The following is a 17034-nucleotide window of genomic DNA, read 5'->3' on the forward strand; positions in this document are numbered from 1 at the left end:
GGACCCCCCACGTGCGTAAGCACCATATGTAAGCGCCGAATAGCCGTAGGGCAACTTACAACCCCTAGTCGCGCCGGGGCTACCCGATAAACCGACCGGTGAACACAGGGTGTCCGGTATGCCCGTATCACCGGTTGAAAGCGTCAAGGATCTGAACCTTGGATTAGTCTCATACGCATGGCCGAAGCACCGTACAAGCTGATCCTCCTCCGCCACGGCGAGAGCGAGTGGAACGCGAAGAACCTGTTCACCGGATGGGTGGACGTCAACCTGAACGAGAAGGGCGAGAAGGAGGCAGTCCGCGGTGGCGAGCTTCTGAAGGACGCCGATCTTCTCCCCGACGTGGTCCACACGTCGCTCCAGAAGCGCGCGATCCGTACCGCGCAGCTCGCGCTGGAGGCCGCCGACCGTCACTGGATCCCGGTCCACCGCACCTGGCGCCTGAACGAGCGCCACTACGGCGCCCTCCAGGGCAAGGACAAGGCGCAGACCCTCGCGGAGTTCGGCGAGGAGCAGTTCATGCTGTGGCGCCGCTCCTACGACACCCCCCCGCCGGCGCTCGAGGACGGCACGGAGTTCTCCCAGTCGGCCGACCCGCGCTACGCCTCCATCCCGCCGGAGCTGCGTCCGAAGACGGAGTGCCTGAAGGACGTCGTCTTCCGGATGCTCCCGTACTGGTACGACGGCATCGTCCCGGACCTGCTGGCCGGCCGCACGGTCCTCGTCGCCGCCCACGGCAACAGCCTCCGCGCGCTGGTCAAGCACCTGGACGGCATCTCCGACGCCGACATCGCGGGCCTGAACATCCCGACCGGCATCCCGCTGTCCTACGAGCTCGACGCCGACTTCAAGCCGCTCACCCCGGGCGGCACCTACCTCGACCCGGAGGCCGCCGCAGCCGCCATCGAGGCGGTCAAGAACCAGGGCAAGAAGAAGTAAACTCGCACGAACAAGCCCCCTGCCTGCGGTTTCTCCGCGAGCAGGGGGCTCGTTGCTGCCTCTGGGCCGTCTCTGGGCCGTCAGGTGCTGGACGGGTCCGGCCGGGCCGTGTCGAAGACGGCGGCGACCGCCTTGCGGGTGCGCTCCTGGCTTGACGGCATCAGATGCGCGTACACGCGAAGCGTCAGGCCCGGGTCCGAGTGACCCAGGTACTCGGCCAGAGCCTTGATGTTCTCCCCGGCGTCCAGGAGCACCGAGGCGTAGAAGTGGCGGAGCGCGTGCATTCCGTTCTCGCGTGACTCGGCGTACGACTCACCTGGCCTCCGCTCAGGGATCACCCCGGCCGAGGCGAGTGCCCGCTTCCACACCTCCTCGTTGAGCGATGTACGCCAGACGTGCCCGCCCCGCGGCCTGGTGAAGATCAGCCGCTTGGTCACCGGAGGGCCGTCGGCCACCTTCCAGGGCAAGGTGATCTCGACCGGTGGGAACCGCTTCATATGGGCCCGGATCGCATCGGCGACCGGTCCAGGCAGCGGCACATCGCGCAGCTTGCCGCCCTTGGGCGGGGCGAACACCGCCTTGCTCCGGCTCAGCTTGAGTTGCTGGACCACGTGGAGCGTGTCCGACTCGAAGTCGATCGCGTCGACGGCGACGCCGAGGATCTCCCCCTGCCGCAGCCCGCAGCCGGCGCCCAGGTCGACCATGGCCCGGAACCGCTCGGGCATACCGGCCTGGACGGCGAAGACCCGTTCCGGCTCCCAAGGGACAACGCGCTTGGTGTCCACGGTCGGCGGCCGGACGGAGCGGGCGGCGCACGGGTTCCGGGGAAGGTGCCCGTCGTCCACGGCCGCGCTCAGGGCGGCGCGAACGTTGGAATAGATCGTCCGGGCGTACGAGCCCCGGACGCCGTTCGCCTGGAGCTGCCGCACCCAGTCACGGATGTGCGCGGGCTGGAAGGAGCCGAGAGGACGCGAACCCAGGTACGGGAACGCGTGCAATCGGAGCTGTGACTCCATCGACGCCTGAGTATTCGGGTCGGGCGCGTGGGTCACCCACGTCTCCGCGTACTGCTGGAACGTGATCCGGGCCGCCCGGGGGTCGATGTACTGGCCGCGAGCCATGTCCGCTTCGGTCTCGGCCAGCCACTGATCAGCGAGGCGCTTCTGCCGATCGGGGAAGCTCTTGGACTTCTCCGTACCGTCCGGGCCGACGTAGCGGGCGCGGTAGCGCGAGCCGGAGCCGTAGCGCTCGGTCTTGACCTTGCGGGTCTTGCCGTCCGGGCCGGTCTCCATCTTGTACCAGCGGTCTTGGATATGCCCGGCCATCAGGCAGCAGCCCCCTTGAGCTGGGACTCAACCCAGGCACGTACGTCGTCCGGGTCGAAGCGCAGATGCCGGCCGACGCGGAAACCGCGCGGTCCGGTGCGCTTGCGGCGCCACTGGTAGACCGTCTCGACGCTCGGCAGCTCGAACAGCTCCACCAGGTCGTCAGGAGTGAGGAACCGCGAAGGCAGCGCACGCGGTGCGGCCTCCGCCACTGCCAGGCGTCGGTCAGCCATGGGTGGGTTCTCCTTCCGTTCCGGTGGGGGTGGGGGTGGGTTCGAGGGATGCGGACAGCCAGGTCTCGGTGTCGGACAGGCCGGTTCCGGCGAAGGCCCAGTGGGCGAGGACGTAGGTCGTGCCGGTGTCGTGCTGCTCGGGCGGGGCCGTCTGGGCGCGCTGCCATTCGGCGCGGGCGGTGCGGAGGGCGCCGAGGGTGGTGGAGTAGCGGCGGGATTTGGTGGAGAAGTGGCCGCGGAAGCCGAGCATGTGGGCCCAGGCGCGGAGGCGGAGGTGTTCGAGGTCTTTGCGGGCGCCGAGGGTCCAGGCGGTTCGGATGAGGTGGCGGGCGTGGTCGCTGATGTCGAGCTGGGCGAGTTCGGCGGCGAACTTGAGGGGGCGGTCGAGGGCTCCCGTGGCGGTCTCGGCGCCCTTGGTGGCGTACTTGGCGATGTAGGCGGCGACGGCCCGTTCGGTGAGTTCCTGGCCGTCGTTGAAGTCGGCGGAGTGGATGGTGCGGACGTCGAGCTGTCGGCCGAAGGCGAAGGTGTGGGCGCGTCCGTCGACGACCGGCCCGTCGACGCGGACCTTGGCCGCGGCGGTGGTGATGGCGTCGGTGAGGAGTTCGGCGGTGGCCCAGGGCGGGGGTGGGGCGGTGGTGTCGCCGGGTCCGTCGAGGCGGATGACGGCGTGGAAGTGGACGGCGCCGCGTTTCTGGTACTCGGCGACCTTGGCGAAGGAGACGCGGGCGTGGTCGCGGAGGTGGCGTTGGGAGAGTCCGGCGCGCTTGGCGACCTCACGGCGCAGGTAGATCGAGAAGCGCCGCCACAGGACACCCGCGTGCGCGTTCCACAGGACGGCCGCGTCGTAGTCGTAGGCGTCGGGATCGAGCGGGGTGCCGAGGGCGGTGTCGTCGGGGTCGTGGCGGGTGCCACAGCGGCAGGGGCGGTGGTCGGTGCGGCGGTTGTGAACCGGGCCGAAGCCGGGGGCGGTGAAGGTGGCGAAGACGCGGGGGTGTGCGGCGACGGTTTCCGGGGTGCCCTTGCCGCCGCGCAGGCCCGCCGTGATGAGCTGGAAGGTGTCGCGGCGGTAGACCTCGGCGCAGGCCGGGCAGCGGGTGGTGCGGCGGTTGTTGCAGCGGACGAGGAGCTGACCGGCGGGGAGGTCTGCCGAGTCGAAGTGGCGCAGGATGCGGCCGATCTCACCGGTGGTGGTGTCGACGGCGTGCTCGGTGCGGTGTCCGTCGAGGCGGATCGGGCGGGTGCAGCCGCCGAGGCCGGCGAGCTGGCGGAGGATACCGGGCAGGGTTCCCTGTGCTGCCAGGTTCGCGAGTTGTGGCAGCGGGGCCAAAGTGGTGCGGGTGAAGATGGTGGTCTCCTTCTGGCGTTTGGGTCGGGAGGGTTGGGCCCCGGGGCGGCGGATGCTTGGCGGTGTCGTGCCGCCCCGGAGGCTGGGAGTGCGGGGGTGTGGGGGTTCAGCGGCGGTGGTGCTCGTTGAGCAGGGAGCGCAGGACCACGGCGGCGACGGCGACGGAGATCGCGGTCACGGCGACGGCGGCCAGGAGCGCGGTCAGGACGACACCGCCCACGACGACGAGGGCGAGCGTGTGGCGGTCGACGGAGACCGGCAGGCCCGGACGCCGAACCGGCACGGGGGCGGTGGGGGTGTGCTGGTGGACGGGCGGCGGTGTGGGGTTGTCGGGGTACTTGGGCAGGAACACGGCGATCTCCTCATCTACTCGTCTAGTTATGTGTGCGGTTTATGACGGTCACGCCGGTACGGGTGCCGTCCTCGATGGCGGGGGCCAGGAAGGTGTGGGAGAGCCAGAAGCCGAAGAGGGCGATCAGGACGACGACCCAGGTGCGGACGCCGAGGAACTTGACGGCTCCCCAGGCGAAGGCGCCGAGGACGAAGACAAGGGGCAGGCTGACACTCACGGGGGTCTCCTCAGCGGATGGGGCAGCGGTGGGTGCGGGCGGCGAGTTCGGCGGCAGCGCGGCTGTCGTAGTCGGCCGAGAAGTTGCAGCGCGGGGCGGTGCAGGCGGCGGTGTGCTTCTCGCGGCCCCGGTTGTCGTAGGAGGTGGCGACCTGGACGGGGCCGATGCGGGTGACGTTGCGGAAGCGGCGGTTGGCGCTCATGGGGACTCTCCTCTCAGAGCTGGGCGGCGATGGCGTCGGCCATGGGGGCCGGGACGCCGAGGCGGGCGCGGAGGGTCGGGGTGTCGATGGGTGCCCCGGTGCGGGTGTGGTGTTCGGCGGCGACCTTGCGGGCGTGGTCGACCAGGGCGGCCGGTACCGAGATGGCGACAGGTTCCGGTGCCGCCTCAATGACCGGGTGCGGGATCGGCTCGACGGCCGGTTGGGCGACCGGTTCGGGCGTGGGGCCCTGGTCCTCGTGCTCGGCGTCGACGGCTACGGGAACGGCCGTTGCGGGGACCCGGGTGGGTGTGGTGTGGGCGAGGAGGGTGCCGCCGAGGAAGGCGATGGCGGGCCAGCCCGCGACGAGGATGCGCAGCCAGGCCGGCACCTGGTCCGTGTCGAGGAGTCCGGCGGTGGCGACGTTGGCGCCGAGGGAGGCGGTCAGGGCAATGACGAACCAGCACCAGGGCGCCGCTTTCGCGTGGCCGGTGCGCAGTCGGCGCCAGGCGGCGACGAGTAGGAGGTCGACGCTGACGGGGTAGGCCCAGGCTTTCCAGCCGTCCTGTCCGGCCGCCGCAGCGATGTCGTGCAGGTGGGCGAAGGACAGGGCGGCGGCGATGAGCGCTTGCACGAGCACGGCGTCGACTCGGGCCAGGTGGGCACGCATCGGTCTCGGTCTCCTTCCGGTGTGATCAGTCGGCGGACGTGAGGGAGTCGGCGCGCTCACGGGCGAGTCGGGCCACCTCGGCGGCGTCGACGTCGCCGGGCGAGTGGAGGGCGATGCGCTCCAGCAGGTCCGCCTTACGGCTCATGAGCGCGGCGTAGTCGGTGGACGTGCGGTTCTTCCTGAACGCGGCCAGGTCGGCGACGAGCGCGCTGACCTCGGCGATGGAGGGGCGTGGCACAGGGCTGCTTCCTTCCGGTTTCGGGCATGGGAGAGGTAAGGACGCGGCGCGAGACGGTCACGCCGACCGGATCGAGGGGGCCCTACGGCTGGAAGGGCTTGAGTGCGGGGAGGTCGGGCACGAGGTGCGCGGTCTCGCGGCAGATGGCGGCGGCGTCGCCGAGGGAGAGGTAGGGGGTGCGGATGCGGGACCAGCCGCCGGAGGTGTCGCCCGCGACGGCGAGGCCGGGCCGTTCGGGTGCGATGGCACAGGCGGCCTCGACGGCTTCGGGGGCGATGTCGCCGAGGGCCATCTTGGCGGAGGCTTCGTCGTTGACGCGGTGGCAGACGCGCCCGGTGAGCTGGGCGCGGAGCATGGTGGCGCCCTTGCCGAGTTCGGCGCCGAAGCGCTGCCCGCACACCTCCAGGTAGATACCGGCGGCGCGGCCGAGCTGGGCGAGGCGGATGAGCTGGGTGACCATCTCGTCGCGCCGCTGCTCGTCCTTCTTGGTGGCGGTCAGGAAGAGTTCGGCGACTTCGTCGATGAACAGCACCACGGGTATGGGCCGTTCACTCTCGGGCAGACCCCAGATGTCGGAGGTGATCTCCTCGTCGGGGGTGGTGGGGGTGATGCCCTGCCGGGCTTTGATCAGGTCGTATCGGTCCTCCATCTCCTGGATGAGCGCGGGCAGCAGGTCGGCGGCCTGGTCCGGGTCGACGGCGAGCGCGGAGAGCCGGGCGGCGAACGGGGCCAGTTCCACGCCCCGCTTGCAGTCGATGCCGACCAGGGCGACCGGCTGCGGGGCGAGTCCGGCGATCAGGTGGCGCAGGAACATCGACTTGCCAGACAGGGTCGCGCCGAGGGTGAGTTGGTGCGGGACAGCGTGGTAGTCCCGCATGAACGGGGTGGCGTCCTCGCGTAAGGCGACCGGCACCGTGAGGAACCCGCCGCCGGTTTTGCGGGGCATCCGGACGCGGCGCAGGACGTCGTATCCGACGAGCCGGAGGTCGACGACGCCCGGCTTGACGGTGGTGACGTAGACGGCGTGGACGCCCCAGGCGTGCCGCAGCCGTTCCGCCGAGGCCGCCAGGTCGGCGGGTTCCTGGCCGGGGGCGAGGCGGATGCGGACGCGCAGCCCGGTCGAGGTGGGCCGGATCAGGCCCCGGCGGGGCGGCACGGGCCGTACCTCCCGCTGCGTCATGGCCTTGACGGCGAGGACCCGCAGCCGGGACGGGGCCACGGTCAGCCCGCACGCCTCCATGACCGAGCCGTACGAGCCCAGCAGCCGGGCCGTGGACATCGGCAGGCCGACCGTGGACCAGTACGCCGCCGGATGCTTGGCCCGGGTGTAGGCGGCCCCGCCGCCGAGCGCGGCGAGGGGACCACCCACCTCCAGAAGCGTCACGAGATCCGACATCAGGCCACGGCCCCCGCAGCGGCGGGGAAAACGGCCGGGGTGACGGCGGCGGCCCGGTAGGCGATGCCGTGCCGCTGCTGTCCGTTGAACACGCTCTCCCACGGCCGGGCGAGAAGCCCCGGCAGCGAGACGGGCGAGCCGAGGGCCAGGCCCGGCGTGATGCCGCTCTCCGGGACGGTCACCTTGATCAGGGACGACTCACCGTCCTCGATGTAGACGACGCCGATCGTCATCAGCGCCTCACCGCTCACCGCGTCCTTGGCGATCTCGCCCGTCTGACGGTCACGGACCTTCGGTTCGGGCGCCTCGGTCAGCAGGATCGTCGCGGCCGAGGTCTCCACACGGATGGTGCGCACAGCACACACTTCCCATCTACTCGTCTATACAAGATGTGTTCTGCGAACCCGATCTCCCGGGATCACGCGGACCATCTTGCCACACAACTTGCCCACTCGTCTATACGAGTAAGCGTGTTGGGGTGTACGAGTTGAGTGCCGCCGGGCCCGGACCGCGCTCGGTGTCACCACCACCTGAACCGGGCCTGGTCTCCATGGATACGGACGATGAAGTCCCTCATGGGCTCGCTGTTGTCATCCGGGATGAGGACGAGGCCAGCCTGTTGGATGCGCTCATCCGTAGCCCGAGCGGCCTCCCGGTCGTGCGCCAGCCAGGCGTCACGCGAGGCCTCGAACAACGGGCGGACCGCCGACCAGCCGGGGCCCGGTTCGAAGCGGCAGTCGGTCCAGAACATGTCGACCGCCTCCAGCCGCAGCGTTCCCACGAGCCGGCTTCCCTGCGTGAGCCGCCAACTGTCCACCGGCACCGCTCTCTCTACGCTCTCCATGTGCTTCACGTGGCCGGGAGCTGGTAGGAGAGGACGTAGGCGTCGGCCGCCATGACCGTGTCGCACACCTCCACGGGCCGCCCCTCGCTGTCGAAGGCGGTGCGGATCAGGTGGATGACAGGCACGCCGGAGGCCAGCCGGAGCGTCTTCACCTCGGTGGGCGAGGGCATCCGGGCGCGGATCTCCTCCTCGAAGTGGTCGAGGCGGTGGCCGAGCTCTTCGAGGCGGGCGTAGATGCCGCCGGGACCGGGGTTGGGCTCGGCGATCTGCGTGCCCCGCGCGATGTCGAGAGGGAGGTAGGAGGTGGCGAACTCGACCGGGCGTCCGTCGAGGAGGTAGCGGCGTCGCCGGGCGAGCACCCGCCGCACGGAACCGAGTCGCGTCGAGACGTCCTGACTGGCTTTCTCCTCCTTGACCTCCAGGCTGTCGACCTGGGGGTGGCTGCCGGCGGCGTCCGCTTCCACGATGAACGCGGACTTGCCCGACTCGCGGTGACGGCGGGCGAAGCGGTCGGAGGCGAGACGGCGGACGGGGGGCCGGGGGCGGACGAAGACGCCCTTGCCGTGCTCGGCGTGGACCAGGCCCTCACCCTGGAGGATCGAGAAGGAGTTGCGCACGGTCATCCGAGACACCCCGAAGTGCTCGACAAGGTCGGCCTCCGAGGGCAGCTTGTCGCCCTCGTGGAACCGGCCGCGGTCGATCGCCTCACGCAGTTGGTCGGCGATCTGCCGGAAGACCGCGCGGTCGCTCGTGGGGTCGAGGTCGCCGAGGAGTCCCGAGGGGAGAGAAGGGCTCATGCGTGTACTCCTTTAGGTATCTAGACGTGTGGCCGAGTGTTGTTGCTACGGTGGAGAGCCTAGCCAGCCGAGAGGGCCGAGGAACGTGAGCATCAACCGCCCGCACTCCGTGAGCGTGGCCGGAGTCGTCGTCGACGACGAGGGCCGGGCCCTGCTGATCCAGCGCCGTGACAACGGCAAGTGGGAGCCCCCGGGCGGCATCCTCGAACGCGGCGAGACCATCCCCGAAGCCCTCGGGCGGGAAGTCCTCGAAGAGACCGGCATCAAGATCACCGAACCCGCCACCCTCACCGGCGTCTACAAGAACATGACGGGCCTGATCGTCTCGCTCGTCTTCCGCTGCCAGGCCGCCGACGGCACGCCCACCACCGGTGACGAGACCCGCGCACTGCGCTGGGCCACCCGCGACGAGGTCACCGAGCTTGCCGACGAGGCGTACGCGATCCGCGTCCTGGACGCACTCGACGCCGCAGCCCCGCCCGCCGTCCGCGCACACGACGGCGTGAAACTCGTCTAGCCCGAACCCGCTGAACATGGCGGCCTACCAGCACGAAGGAACTTGTGTGCACGAGTATACGAGCAGGGTGGGGGTCTGGGGACTGTCCTGCCCAGGATTCCCCGAGGAGATCAGCCGGGCCCGCCGCTTCACCCGCGACATCCTGCACGGCTCCCCCCACGCCGAGGCCGCCGAACTGATCGTGAGCGAGTTGAGTACCAACGCGATCCTGCACACAGCCAGCGGCCGGCACCGCGGCAGCTTCCACCTGGCCCTGGCCGTCACCCCGCAGGTGGTCGCCCTGTCCGTCACCGACGACGGAGGAACCGGCACCGCGCCGAAGGTCGAGCACCAGGACCAGGACGCCGAACACGGCCGGGGCCTGAGCATGGTCACCGCGCTCGCCCACCACGTCGTCATCCACAACACCCACGACGGCCACACCGTCACCGCGGAGCTCTACACCGACACCCGCCCCGGAGGCCACCCGTGACGACCGGCCTCCCTCGACGCGGCTACTGGTGCGAATGCTGGACCCAGGACCTCACCACCACCGAACCGCCGGCACTTCACGCATCCTTCGACGCCTACACCGCACCCCAGGCCGACCGATGGGTCGCCGTCGCACTCCGCACCATCACCCCCGCACTCGACACCGACGCCTCCGACGAAGCATGGGAATGGCTCTACGAAGGTCGCATCACCACACGCCGAGCCCTCCTACGCTCCCAGCCCTGCACCGTGACCATCACCCAGGCCACCACCCGCATCACCTGGACGATCCGACCAGCGCTCTTCCTGCCCCTCGCCCACCGAGCAGGCACCGAACTCCCATCCTGCGCATACGACTACAAGCCCCAGCACACCGACTGAGTTACAACCTTCTTCACGGGTTCAAGGCCCGCGCACGGCGCGGGCGCGCGCCGCCGTGCGCGGCCTGCCTCCTGTCTCCGCCCCGGCTGGCCGCGCCCGGCGGCGCGCTGCGTGCATGCGGGCAAGGGCGGGACGTTATCCGCAGGCACAAGATGATGCCTCCGGCGGGGGATCGGCCGGCACCGGGTGGGAGGGGGCGCCGTTCCCGGCCGCAGGCCCATCGTGGTGAGCGTGGGGGGCTCCCATCCCGTCCACCGTCGACCCAGGCAGAGCCGAGCAGACGTGGTTCAGGGGCGTCAAGGTCGTTCGTACAGTGGCGCGCTCCACCTTGACGCCCCTGAACCACGCCCGCTCCACGGTGTGTGGGTCGACGGCGGACGGGATGGGAGCGGCGTTCATGGTTCGGTAGATAAACGTCAGCCGTCCGCCAGCCTTAATTCCCAGACCTGAGATACTTAGCCATCAGCATCTTCTTTTCCGGTTCGTGAAATGGGGCCAAGAGCTGTAGGGATTTGGTCAAGTGCGGTTGGGCGCCTACAGCATCTCCATGCTGGGCCATCATGAGGCCGATTGCCCCTTCTGCCAACCCCTGTCCGTGGCCATCTCCTATGTCCTGAAAGACCTGCAGGGCGCTCCGGTAAGCTTCAAGCGCCTTTTCCTTTTCGGAAGTCAGCAAGATGGCATTGCCGTAATTGAGGAGCGCTGCCCCTTCACCGGTTCGGTCCCTAACATCGCGGTAGGCGATAATTCCTTCTTGGAGGTAGCGAATACCTTCCGCAAGGTCGCGACTGGAGTTTTTCTTTTGTGCAATTTGCAGCATGGTTGTGCCAAGCTGGGTGAGGGTGGAGGCTTGGGCATTCCTAGCTCCGCTTCGAGAGTGAATCTCAAGCGCCTTCAGGAGAGCAGGTTTCGCCTCTTGAAGTCGACCCGCCTCTCGCAATCCGATACCCAGGTTGGTGAAGGCAAAGCCTGCACCAGGTGATTCACTGCCTCTGATCTCCATGGCTCTGCGTAGCGGCTCTATGCTGGCCTCAAAGCCGAGCATCATCCGTAACGCCCCACTAAGATTAATAAGCGAGCGGGCTTCCTCGTCAGGTTCGCCCAGAGATCTGAAAAGAGCGACTGCCTTATTTAGCCAGCGCACCGCATCGCGATATTTCCTCATCGAAGTATACGTGATGCCAAGATTGTTGTACGCGGCACCAATACTCAGATCGTTGCGACTCCTCTTTCCCGCCTCAATCCCAGAAAATAGTATGGAAATGGCGGACGAGTAATCCGCCACGTTGTCTAGATAGCCGACGAGAGACGTAGCCAAGCTCGTTGTAACGTCATGCTCGCCAAGGCTATCGGAGATTCGAACACTTGCAATTAGGTTTGCCGCTTCCGCGGCGAACCACTCCATGGCGCTATCGCGACTTGAAAAACCCTCGTAATCACTTTCCTCTGGTTGGCCGTTAATCCATTCTGCGGCATTTGAGGATTGGCTCACGTAATATTCAAATAGCCTCATCCTCGCCTCATGACGTATCTCCTCTCTATCAACCTGTTCCGCCTGTTCGGTTGCGTACAGTCGGACCAAATCATGCATGGTCCACCTGTCGGAAGAATTACCCGATTCCACCAAGTGGCAGTTCAAGAGGTGGCGAAGTGCCCGTCTCGCCTTTAGCTTTGAGACATCAATCAGAAGAGCTGCGGCCTCAGTGGATATATCTGAACTCGGGTTGAGCGAGAGCGCTCGAAATGCTTGCGCATCGAAATCCCTCAGCCGTGCGTAGGACCGGTGAAAAGCTGCTCGAACGGCAACGTCTTCATGCTCCAGTCCTTCTAGACGTTCCTCCTCCTGCGAAAGCTCACAAGCGAGGTCTCGAGCGCTCAATTGCGGATCGGAAGCCAAGATGGAGCCAACGATGCTAAGCGCCAAAGGCAATCGATCGCAGAGAGTTGCCAACTCGTCGAGGTCGGCCGAGTTGATTTCCCTGTTAGCTTTCAATTTGATCAGCTTTGTCGCATCTTCCTGCGGCAGGACGTCGAGCCGAAGATTTGTAGCCCCCGGGAGAAGCGGCGCTAAAGCGTTACGTGAGGTGACTAGAACTCGATGAAGATTAGAAATCGGCAGGAGGGGGAGGACTTGTTCCGGGTCCCGAACGTTATCGAGCAAGAGCAGTGTGGGGTTATTCTTGGCGGCTCGCCGGTTAAGCTCAGAATGAAATTGAGGGCCATGGTTCTCGGGAGCGGGGTCAATCTCGTCCACTCCGAGCGCCTTGAGTGCGGGTGAGTAGACCTGCTGCGGGTAAACGCATAGGTTGGATTCTGCCTCGTACCCGCGGAAGTCGATCGTTATGGCGCCGCCGGGAAACGCCCCTCGTCTAACGGCAAGGCGAGAGGCGTGCCCGGCGAGCACTGTCTTTCCAATGCCGCCAAGCCCTGACAGTACTAGAACTGAACCTTCAGAGCTTCCCGGTTTACTCTGAAGCGCGGCGGATATTGCCTCTATTTCTGCGCTTCGCCCAACTAGGTGCCCTCTGATGGTGCTCGAATCGGTTATTGGAATTACCGTCGGCGGGGCGAGGTTGTTACCAGTGCCGACGTAGAGGTCGCGTCCAGCCTGATATAAGCGGGAATTGCCCGATGCTTGCCCGCTTAGCGTTACGGGATTATCGTGCCTGCTCACGACTCTTTGATGTGTTGATCGCGGCCAGCCTGGTAAATCCGGCCATTCCCTTTTGCGTGGGCCGTCATCTGCACTTTGTACGTATCGCCGCTCTCCGGTGACGCTGGGGAAAGCTCGTCCAGGAGTGCTCGAAGTTCTTCAGCGATGCCGGGGTCGTCGACCAACAGACGTCGAACTCTTCCTCTCCACTCCGCTTGCAGCTCTTGCTCCGTCTGAGCATCTCCGTCGTTGCGTGCGGCAATAACCTGTTCGCGAGTCAGATCGAGCTCGCCAGCGACGGTGCCAACCCGCTCCGGGTGTACTCGCCGCCAGATGGCCGTGACCCCATCACGAGTGCGTTGCCATGCTTCAGTGGCCATGAGCGAGACAATCGTCGTCCCGGCGGTACCCGCAAGAGCGGTCAACTGTTCTGGATCCACCAGCCCCCCTAGCTGTCCGTGCGCCTCCCGGCTACCAGCCGGATCACCGAAAGCTACCGCTGGCACCGGGAACTGCGCCAGGACCCAGACGGGACTGGCGATGCCCTGCCGTCACGGACGCTGGCCGCCAATCAGCCGTTGAATCATGCTGGGGCTATGAGTCTCGGAACCAGCTGGTCAGCACCGTGGGCGAGCCGGGAGGCTCGGGCCGTCTGTGGGCCGTCCGAGGCCGCTCGACGGTGACCAACGGCGACCGGCAGTGATAGTTGTCCAGAGCGACATTCCCAGGTCACTGGGTTCCGTCTGCGACACTGGTAGCGCCATGCCTAAGCCCGGAGAACTGAGCTAACGCGCTCTGAGAGGGTCGCGTAGAGGCTCCTCTACTGTTCGACTTAGGTCCGTGAGCTCTTTCCAACCTGTCTGGCTGGTGAGGCAGTTGGGCTGACAGACAGGTGAAGCCCCTGGTAGATGGGTTTTCGACCAAGAAATCCGTCTCCACCAGAGGCTTCGTGTGCTTGTCTACCCGTCGGGCGTCGACGTGTCCAGTTCTGCCCTGCGATTCCTGTCCGCCAAGCTCCGTCAGCGCCGCCACGAACTCGGTACCCGCTGGCGGCGCCTGAGCGCCGGTCGGCAGGCCCTGCTCACTCTTGTCCATCTCCGCAACGGTCACCCGTATGCCCAGCTCGCGGCGGGGTTCGGCATCGGGACCACGACCGCGTACCGGTACATCACCGAGGCCGTCGAGGTCCTGGCCGCTCTCGCGCCCACCCTTGCGGATGCGGTCCGGACGGCATCCTCGAAGGCGTTCGTGCTGCTGGACGGGACCCTGCTGCCGATCGACCGGATCGCCGCGGACCGGCCCTACTACTCGGGCAAGCACAAGAGACACGGGATGAACGTGCAGGTCGTCACCGATCCCTTCGGCCGACTGCTGTGGGCCTCACCGGCCTTGCCCGGCGCCGTCCACGACATCCGCGCAGCCCGCGAACACGGCATCGTCGACGCCCTCACCGCGGCCGACATCCCGTGCTGGGCCGACAAGGGCTACCGAGGTGCCGGCGGTACGGTCCGCACCCCGTGCTGGGGCCGGTGGGAGACCCTCTCCACCGGGCAGCAGGCGGTGAACCGGTCCCACGCGAAGATCCGCGCCCTCGTCGAGCAGGCCATGGCCACCCTCAAGTCCTGGCGGCTCCTGCGCAAGCTCCGGTGCTCGACCACCCGGGTCACCAGCCTCGTCCAGGCCGTCCTCACCCTGCATCTGGCCAGCTCAGACCGATGATGGAAAAGCCTCCGTGCCAGACCCGTGCCAGGTTGGGCGGGGAGCCACGGGGAATGACGGGCACCGGGACATCGGCACCGACGGTGCGTTAGGACACTCCCCCGCAGGTCAGACGCCCAACTTTCCCTAGATGACCCGAGCTTCCCAAGCTGAGGGCTCAGGCCCCGTCCTCACGTACCGGCCGTCGTGGCTTGCTCTGATCGACGACACGGGCAGCGTGGCGGAGGTCGGTGGGGGTGCAGCGAGACACACACGCGCCTGCGCGGTCGGCTGACCCGCCGTCGTGGCTGACTGTCGTCGGCTGAGGCGCAAACAGGAGATGGTCAGTAGAGGATGACTCGCCAGTGCTCGACCCACCGGTGCCAATCACCACCCGGCCCGCGGAGCAACACGCGGTCGCCCTCCAGGCCCCAGACCGTCCCGTAAAGCGTCGCGTCGGGAAGATCCGCCCGGACGGTGTCGTAGACCGCCAAGTCCGTCTCGATCGAACGAGACCAGACGTGGCCGCAGCGGTCGCACGTGTACCCGACCTCAGCGGGGCTGGCGGCACAGGGCGGAGTGCCCAGACGGACTGCTTCGTCGGCGCAGCGAGGGCACGGGTCGGCGGTGTGCAGGCCGATCAGACGGGACACCCGGCGATCCTGCGGTACAGCAGCCAAGTACAGCAACCCCAGCGACCGTCAGCGACCCGCACAGGCCCTCACGACCCTCTCCGCAGCCTGTAAGACCTCCAATGACCGATCTCTACAGAGCTACGGATCAGAAGGTCACGCCACCCCGTCAGACGGCTCGGTCACAGGCCGGGCCGTCTCAGTTTCCGTCTCATTCAGCGCCGTTCACGGCCGTTCAGACGGGACCGGAGGCGGTAGCCGCCCAGACGACCGGCCACCAATGAACGCAGCTGAACGCCCTCGGACAACACCCGCCGCCCCACCACCACAGTTGGAAAGCGTGCACCCTGACGGCACTGTCAGAGCCTGGGCCTACGGTCCAGGCATGGCAATCAGACCATCAGCACGTTGGCGGGTCCGCGTGGACGAAGAGGCGACCGAACTCGCCGCCGGGACACGGGCCCCGAGCGATGCCTTCCTGCCGGAGCTCTTCCCTGTGTCACTGCTGGCGGCGACTGACGCGGCACTGCACGCGTTCGAGTCGGAGGCGGACCCGCTCCGCGACCAGGACGACGAGCAGATCTTCGAGGTGATCAAGCGTGTCGTGCTGGCACTGAATGAGATCAACGAAGACCACGACGGCGCCGGCTACGAGACCGAAGAGCGCGAGGAACTGTGCCTCTACATCGACCAGACCCTGACGGAACACGGCATCGATGTCCCTGCTCTGGCAGCGAGGCGAGGCATCAGCCGCACCGAGATCACGGATGACTGGCGGGACTGGTAGCCGTTGCTGTACAGCAATGGAGTACAGCAACCCCAGCAACCGCCAGCGACCGACACCGGCCCTCACGGGTCTCCCCGCGATGAATGGCACGTGCCCGCCTGATGGCCTCCTGGTTGCCGCAGCTCTGCACCACTACCGCACCAGAACGAGCGGGGAGCAGCGGGGAACAACAGTGAAAGGGGCTGAGCCCAGAAGAAGCACGAACCGAGCGTTCGCCCACGTCAGTGACCGAACCGGCCTCAAATGCCCGCAGCTTCCCAAGCTGATGGCACAGCACCGTCGTAGCGGCCCGGTCGTCGTGGCTCACTCTGGTCGACGGCATTGGCAGCGTGGCTGAGACCGGTGGGGGTGCAGCGGGCATACGCGTGCGTGGTCGGTCGGCACACCCGCCATCGTGGCTGACTGTCGTCGGCTGAGGTTCAGACGGGTCATATCGAAGTGCCGGCCGTCAGGAGAGGGCACCAAAGCTGGGCCGTCCCTGGGCCGTCCGAGGCCGCTCGACAGTGGCCAATGACGACCAACGACGACCACCCGGCGCACGAGCCCACCGCACCTGAGCAGCGAAAACGCAGGTCACCAAGATCCCGGGCAAGACCCAGGGCAAGAAGAAGTAGGTTTCGTGATCATGCCCCCGACCTGCGCATACGGTGCGGGTCGGGGGCATTTTCGCGGTCTGGGCCCACTGTGGGCCCTCAGCGCGGCGGGTCCTGCGGCGGCCGGAGTGCCTGACCGAGAGCCTTTCGGACAGGGTCCCGGCTACTGGGCATGAGGTGTGCGTACACCTTGAGCGTCAGTCCCGGGTCGGAGTGCCTCCAGTACTGCTGTAGGCCGGACCCAGCAATCTTCCGGCCCGTAGTTCGCGTCGAGATGGTCACCCGTCCGAGAAGCTGCAGACCGCGCTCAAGAACCGTCCTGGCGATGCCATCTCGGTCGTCCGCGATCAAGCGTGGCCATCACTTGCTCTGAAGGCCAGATCAGACGTCGCACGACCACGTTGTTGACGACGTACCAACCGGGGTTCACCCAGCCACGTTCCTTGTCCACAAGCCCTGGACCTCTGTCACTGTAGACGTACCGCAAGTAGCAGCGGAGGAGAGGGCCGCCAGCCACGAGAAGGACCGGGGCGAGCGCGATGCCGCCGACCGTGGCGCAAAGACGAGCCGTCCAGGAGGTCACGACACCAATCCGCATGGCCGCATCCTGGCATCGCACTCTCCGCAGCGGAAGCGTCGTTTGGGGGGTCGGGCCTTCCCCCAAGATGGTGGGCACGCGGTCTTTGATCACGCGGCGAGCGTGAGCTTAGCGGCGTGGTGTCGGCGTTCGTATTCGTTGGGGCT

The 17034-nt window shown here is 67.2% G+C and carries 20 protein-coding genes; 6 read left to right on the top strand and 14 right to left on the bottom strand.

Going from position 1 to position 17034, the window contains the following annotated elements; translation table 11 throughout:
* The first annotated feature begins 177 nt into the window (after positions 1-177).
* Positions 178-939: a phosphoglyceromutase gene (locus tag ABZ862_RS32925; protein ID WP_360966322.1), complete on the top strand. Its 762-nt coding sequence runs from the start codon at positions 178-180 to the stop codon at positions 937-939.
* 80 nt (positions 940-1019) lie between these two features.
* On the opposite strand, the gene ABZ862_RS32930 is transcribed toward ABZ862_RS32925, so the two are convergent.
* The 12 genes from ABZ862_RS32930 to ABZ862_RS32985 form a co-directional block, all read right to left on the bottom strand.
* On the bottom strand, positions 1020-2264 hold the full coding sequence (locus ABZ862_RS32930) for a site-specific integrase (protein WP_360966325.1): 1245 nt from the start codon (positions 2262-2264) through the stop codon (positions 1020-1022).
* Positions 2264-2497, bottom strand: coding sequence for a helix-turn-helix domain-containing protein (locus ABZ862_RS32935; RefSeq protein ID WP_360966328.1), 234 nt, complete (start codon positions 2495-2497; stop codon positions 2264-2266). Before ABZ862_RS32935 ends, ABZ862_RS32930 begins: the two co-directional genes overlap by 1 nt.
* Positions 2490-3818, bottom strand: coding sequence for a replication initiator (locus tag ABZ862_RS32940; RefSeq protein ID WP_360966384.1), 1329 nt, complete (start codon positions 3816-3818; stop codon positions 2490-2492). Before ABZ862_RS32940 ends, ABZ862_RS32935 begins: the two co-directional genes overlap by 8 nt.
* A gap of 133 nt (positions 3819-3951) precedes the next feature.
* Entirely contained in the window at positions 3952-4197 is a 246-nt protein-coding gene (locus ABZ862_RS32945; protein ID WP_360966331.1) for a SpdD protein, read from the bottom strand.
* A gap of 22 nt (positions 4198-4219) precedes the next feature.
* Positions 4220-4414, bottom strand: a complete 195-nt coding sequence (locus ABZ862_RS32950) for a hypothetical protein (protein WP_360966334.1) — start codon at positions 4412-4414, stop codon at positions 4220-4222.
* Between the two features lie 10 nt (positions 4415-4424).
* A complete protein-coding gene (locus ABZ862_RS32955) occupies positions 4425-4616 on the bottom strand; it encodes a mobile element transfer protein (protein ID WP_360966338.1) in 192 nt (63 codons plus the stop codon).
* A gap of 13 nt (positions 4617-4629) precedes the next feature.
* Positions 4630-5283 carry a DUF2637 domain-containing protein gene (locus tag ABZ862_RS32960; protein WP_360966341.1) on the bottom strand — a complete coding sequence of 218 codons (654 nt, stop codon included), beginning with the start codon at positions 5281-5283 and terminating at the stop codon, positions 4630-4632.
* 25 nt (positions 5284-5308) lie between these two features.
* Positions 5309-5521 (bottom strand): hypothetical protein, encoded by a 213-nt coding sequence (locus ABZ862_RS32965; protein ID WP_360966344.1) that lies wholly within the window; start codon positions 5519-5521, stop codon positions 5309-5311.
* A gap of 82 nt (positions 5522-5603) precedes the next feature.
* On the bottom strand, positions 5604-6917 hold the full coding sequence (locus tag ABZ862_RS32970; protein ID WP_360966347.1) for an FtsK/SpoIIIE domain-containing protein: 1314 nt from the start codon (positions 6915-6917) through the stop codon (positions 5604-5606).
* Complete coding sequence (locus tag ABZ862_RS32975) at positions 6917-7273, bottom strand: hypothetical protein (protein ID WP_360966350.1); 357 nt, start codon at positions 7271-7273, stop codon at positions 6917-6919. Before ABZ862_RS32975 ends, ABZ862_RS32970 begins: the two co-directional genes overlap by 1 nt.
* A 164-nt stretch (positions 7274-7437) precedes the next feature.
* The gene (locus ABZ862_RS32980) at positions 7438-7698 is read right to left on the bottom strand and encodes a hypothetical protein (RefSeq protein WP_360966353.1); all 261 of its coding nucleotides are present in this window, start codon (positions 7696-7698) and stop codon (positions 7438-7440) included.
* Positions 7699-7766: 68 nt separating this feature from the next.
* Positions 7767-8558 (bottom strand): GntR family transcriptional regulator, encoded by a 792-nt coding sequence (locus ABZ862_RS32985; RefSeq protein ID WP_360966356.1) that lies wholly within the window; start codon positions 8556-8558, stop codon positions 7767-7769.
* Between the two features lie 109 nt (positions 8559-8667).
* Here ABZ862_RS32985 and ABZ862_RS32990 point away from each other — a divergent pair, with 109 nt between their 5' ends.
* The 3 genes from ABZ862_RS32990 to ABZ862_RS33000 are packed head-to-tail and all read left to right on the top strand — an operon-like array spanning position 8668 to position 9927.
* Complete coding sequence (locus ABZ862_RS32990) at positions 8668-9075, top strand: NUDIX domain-containing protein (RefSeq protein WP_360966387.1); 408 nt, start codon at positions 8668-8670, stop codon at positions 9073-9075.
* Positions 9076-9121: 46 nt separating this feature from the next.
* Complete coding sequence (locus ABZ862_RS32995; RefSeq protein WP_360966359.1) at positions 9122-9547, top strand: ATP-binding protein; 426 nt, start codon at positions 9122-9124, stop codon at positions 9545-9547.
* The gene (locus ABZ862_RS33000) at positions 9544-9927 is read left to right on the top strand and encodes a hypothetical protein (RefSeq protein ID WP_360966362.1); all 384 of its coding nucleotides are present in this window, start codon (positions 9544-9546) and stop codon (positions 9925-9927) included. Before ABZ862_RS32995 ends, ABZ862_RS33000 begins: the two co-directional genes overlap by 4 nt.
* A gap of 433 nt (positions 9928-10360) precedes the next feature.
* Here the strand turns inward: ABZ862_RS33000 and ABZ862_RS33005 are convergent, their stop codons facing one another.
* Positions 10361-12601, bottom strand: coding sequence for a tetratricopeptide repeat protein (locus ABZ862_RS33005; RefSeq protein WP_360966365.1), 2241 nt, complete (start codon positions 12599-12601; stop codon positions 10361-10363).
* Complete coding sequence (locus tag ABZ862_RS33010; protein WP_360966368.1) at positions 12598-12960, bottom strand: hypothetical protein; 363 nt, start codon at positions 12958-12960, stop codon at positions 12598-12600. Before ABZ862_RS33010 ends, ABZ862_RS33005 begins: the two co-directional genes overlap by 4 nt.
* 571 nt (positions 12961-13531) lie before the next feature.
* On the opposite strand from ABZ862_RS33010, the gene ABZ862_RS33015 reads away from it, so the two are divergent.
* The gene (locus tag ABZ862_RS33015; RefSeq protein ID WP_360966370.1) at positions 13532-14299 is read left to right on the top strand and encodes an IS5 family transposase; all 768 of its coding nucleotides are present in this window, start codon (positions 13532-13534) and stop codon (positions 14297-14299) included.
* Positions 14300-15295: 996 nt separating this feature from the next.
* On the top strand, positions 15296-15697 hold the full coding sequence (locus ABZ862_RS33020; RefSeq protein ID WP_360966373.1) for a hypothetical protein: 402 nt from the start codon (positions 15296-15298) through the stop codon (positions 15695-15697).
* Positions 15698-17034 lie beyond the last annotated feature (1337 nt).

Source organism: Streptomyces sp. NPDC047000 (assembly GCF_040644295.1).
In the GTDB taxonomy this organism is placed as follows: Bacteria; Actinomycetota; Actinomycetes; order Streptomycetales; family Streptomycetaceae; genus Streptomyces.

Excerpts from the sequence above, each read along its gene's own strand:
- ABZ862_RS32925 (WP_360966322.1), top strand. The coding sequence starts at position 178 with ATGGCCGAAGCACCGTACAAGCTGATCCTCCTCCGCCACGGCGAGAGC.
- ABZ862_RS32930 (WP_360966325.1), bottom strand. The coding sequence starts at position 2,264 with ATGGCCGGGCATATCCAAGACCGCTGGTACAAGATGGAGACCGGCCCG.
- ABZ862_RS32935 (WP_360966328.1), bottom strand. The coding sequence starts at position 2,497 with ATGGCTGACCGACGCCTGGCAGTGGCGGAGGCCGCACCGCGTGCGCTG.
- ABZ862_RS32955 (WP_360966338.1), bottom strand. The coding sequence starts at position 4,616 with ATGAGCGCCAACCGCCGCTTCCGCAACGTCACCCGCATCGGCCCCGTC.
- ABZ862_RS32960 (WP_360966341.1), bottom strand. The coding sequence starts at position 5,283 with ATGCGTGCCCACCTGGCCCGAGTCGACGCCGTGCTCGTGCAAGCGCTC.
- ABZ862_RS32970 (WP_360966347.1), bottom strand. The coding sequence starts at position 6,917 with ATGTCGGATCTCGTGACGCTTCTGGAGGTGGGTGGTCCCCTCGCCGCG.
- ABZ862_RS32985 (WP_360966356.1), bottom strand. The coding sequence starts at position 8,558 with ATGAGCCCTTCTCTCCCCTCGGGACTCCTCGGCGACCTCGACCCCACG.
- ABZ862_RS33010 (WP_360966368.1), bottom strand. The coding sequence starts at position 12,960 with ATGGCCACTGAAGCATGGCAACGCACTCGTGATGGGGTCACGGCCATC.
- ABZ862_RS33020 (WP_360966373.1), top strand. The coding sequence starts at position 15,296 with ATGGCAATCAGACCATCAGCACGTTGGCGGGTCCGCGTGGACGAAGAG.